Origin of the sequence: Microcystis sp. M53598_WE2, assembly GCF_030067735.1 — a bacterium.
Taxonomy (GTDB): Bacteria; Cyanobacteriota; Cyanobacteriia; order Cyanobacteriales; family Microcystaceae; genus Microcystis; species Microcystis aeruginosa.
In genome coordinates, this window is sequence record NZ_JASJFE010001028.1 from 1 (window position 1) to 1964 (window position 1964).

The 1964-nt window shown below is 42.3% G+C and carries 2 protein-coding genes; both read left to right on the forward strand.

The genetic code is table 11. From position 1 onward, the window contains the following. Window positions 1–93: 93 nt before the first annotated feature. Window positions 94–1224 (forward strand): CO2 hydration protein, encoded by a 1131-nt coding sequence (locus PX636_RS21150; protein WP_288118719.1) that lies wholly within the window; start codon window positions 94–96, stop codon window positions 1222–1224. A gap of 53 nt (window positions 1225–1277) precedes the next feature. Beyond that, the gene (locus PX636_RS21155; RefSeq protein WP_002798240.1) at window positions 1278–1841 is read left to right on the forward strand and encodes a GUN4 domain-containing protein; all 564 of its coding nucleotides are present in this window, start codon (window positions 1278–1280) and stop codon (window positions 1839–1841) included. The last annotated feature ends 123 nt before the right edge of the window (window positions 1842–1964 follow it).

The following is a 1964-nucleotide window of genomic DNA, read 5'->3' on the forward strand; positions in this document are numbered from 1 at the left end:
ATCCCCGCATGACTCGCCGTGCCACCGCCGCTAATTGGTTGTGCTTTTATGCGTTAAAATAGATCAGGAAAGTTATTTTATCAAGCTTCTAGCATGGTCACTATCCCTGTCAAGTCCTCCTCTCATCCCCTAGCATCCTATATTGATCGTCTCACGGCTGGGGAAGCATTGTTAAAAGATACTCCCCAGAATTTGATCGAGGTAGTGGGTATCCTGAAAAGTTACGGAGTGGTGTTAGATGCTTATTCCAAAAATTTAATTTATATTGCGGAAAATCAGTTTTTGGTTTTTTTCCCCTTCTTTAAATATTTTAATGGTCAAGTATCTTGGCAGAAATTACTACAACACTGGTGGCATAATCGCATTAATTTTGAGTATGCTGAATACTGTATGAAAGCCATGTTTTGGCATGGTGGGGGTGGTTTAGATAGTTATGTAGATAGTGCCGCTTTTCGGGAAGTGACAGCCAAGATTATTCAGTCCAAATTTAGGAATAATCCCCTAGTTTTAATTTTAAATAAAGCCTTTCCTGAATTTTTGCCAGAACAAATGCGGATGATGGCCTACTATAGCGGTTTAGGTCAATTTTGGCGAATTATGGCCGATACTTTTTTAAGTTTATCCGATCTCTACGATGCTGGAAAAATTACCAGTATTCCCGCAGTGGTGGCACACATTAAGAAAAATTTAGTCGATAATGCTAGTCAAGCAATTGTCTATCAGGTAAAAATCAAAGGACAAACCTATGATCTGATCCCCAAATCGGCAGGATTAACCTTTCTTGCAGATACGGCAATCCCCTACGTTGAGGCGGTTTTCTTTCGCGGAACACCTTTCCCCGGTACAATTTCCTATAATGCCCAAGCCTATCAAATTCCCTACGATCAAGGAATGTTTGCCTATGGTGCTTTGTATGCGGATCCTTTACCCATCGGAGGTGCAGGGATTCCTCCCACACTATTAATGCAGGATATGCGTCACTTTTTACCAGATTATCTGCACGACATTTATAAAAAGAGTTTTCGTCAAGAAGAAGATTTATTAGTCCAGATCTGCGAAACTTTTCAAAAGTCGATGTTTTGTGTAACAACGGCAGCCATTCAAGGATTAGCACCTTACCCTTTAACTACCACAGATTTAAAAGAACAAAAAGCCAATCGCATCTATCTAGAAGCATGGATGAATCGCTTTGTCAAGTCAAGATTAGAAGCGGTAAATCAATAATTATTCTGCCGATAAATCCGTAGTTTTTGCAGTCAACAAACCCCCTTACATTTATGTCAGATATTAACGTCCAACTTCAGGATATTTTAGCTCAATTGCAATCTTTAACCGAACGGGTTGCCCTCATCGAAGCGCGGCAGATGTTAGTACCAGACATCGAGCGCTATGGTAAATTACAGCAATTCCTAGCTGAGGGGAACTTTAGGGAGGCAGACGCAGAAACTCTCCGAGTTATCCTCGAAACTGCCGGCAGAACCCGCGATACTTTAACCCCAGAGGATATGATGCGGTTTCCCGTTAATGTGATTCGGGTACTCGATCGCCTTTGGAAAAATTATAGCGGCGATCATTTCGGTTTTAGCAATCAGGTGAAGTTATATTTTGCCGCCGGCGGTAGTATTAACACCCTGCGTACCCAAGACGCGGAAACGATTAGAAAATTTGGGGAATTGGTAGGATGGCGCGACAAAGATGAGTGGCGTATCGATGATTATGATCACTGGGATTTTAGTCTCGCAGCTCCTGAAGGCTGTTTTCCCGCTCTCTGGTGGAAGTCTCCCTACGGGTTAAAAATGGTGACTTTTTGTTTTACTCGCCTGATAGAGTGCGATTTATAGGCAATGAAAGGGATTATCGGCTATTTTCATCGGAAATTTTGGGTCTGAAACCCCGCCGTTCTAGGTTGGCTTTACGTTAGAATTAAAAGGCCAGTCTCGAAAACCAAGTGGACGGCGCAGCAC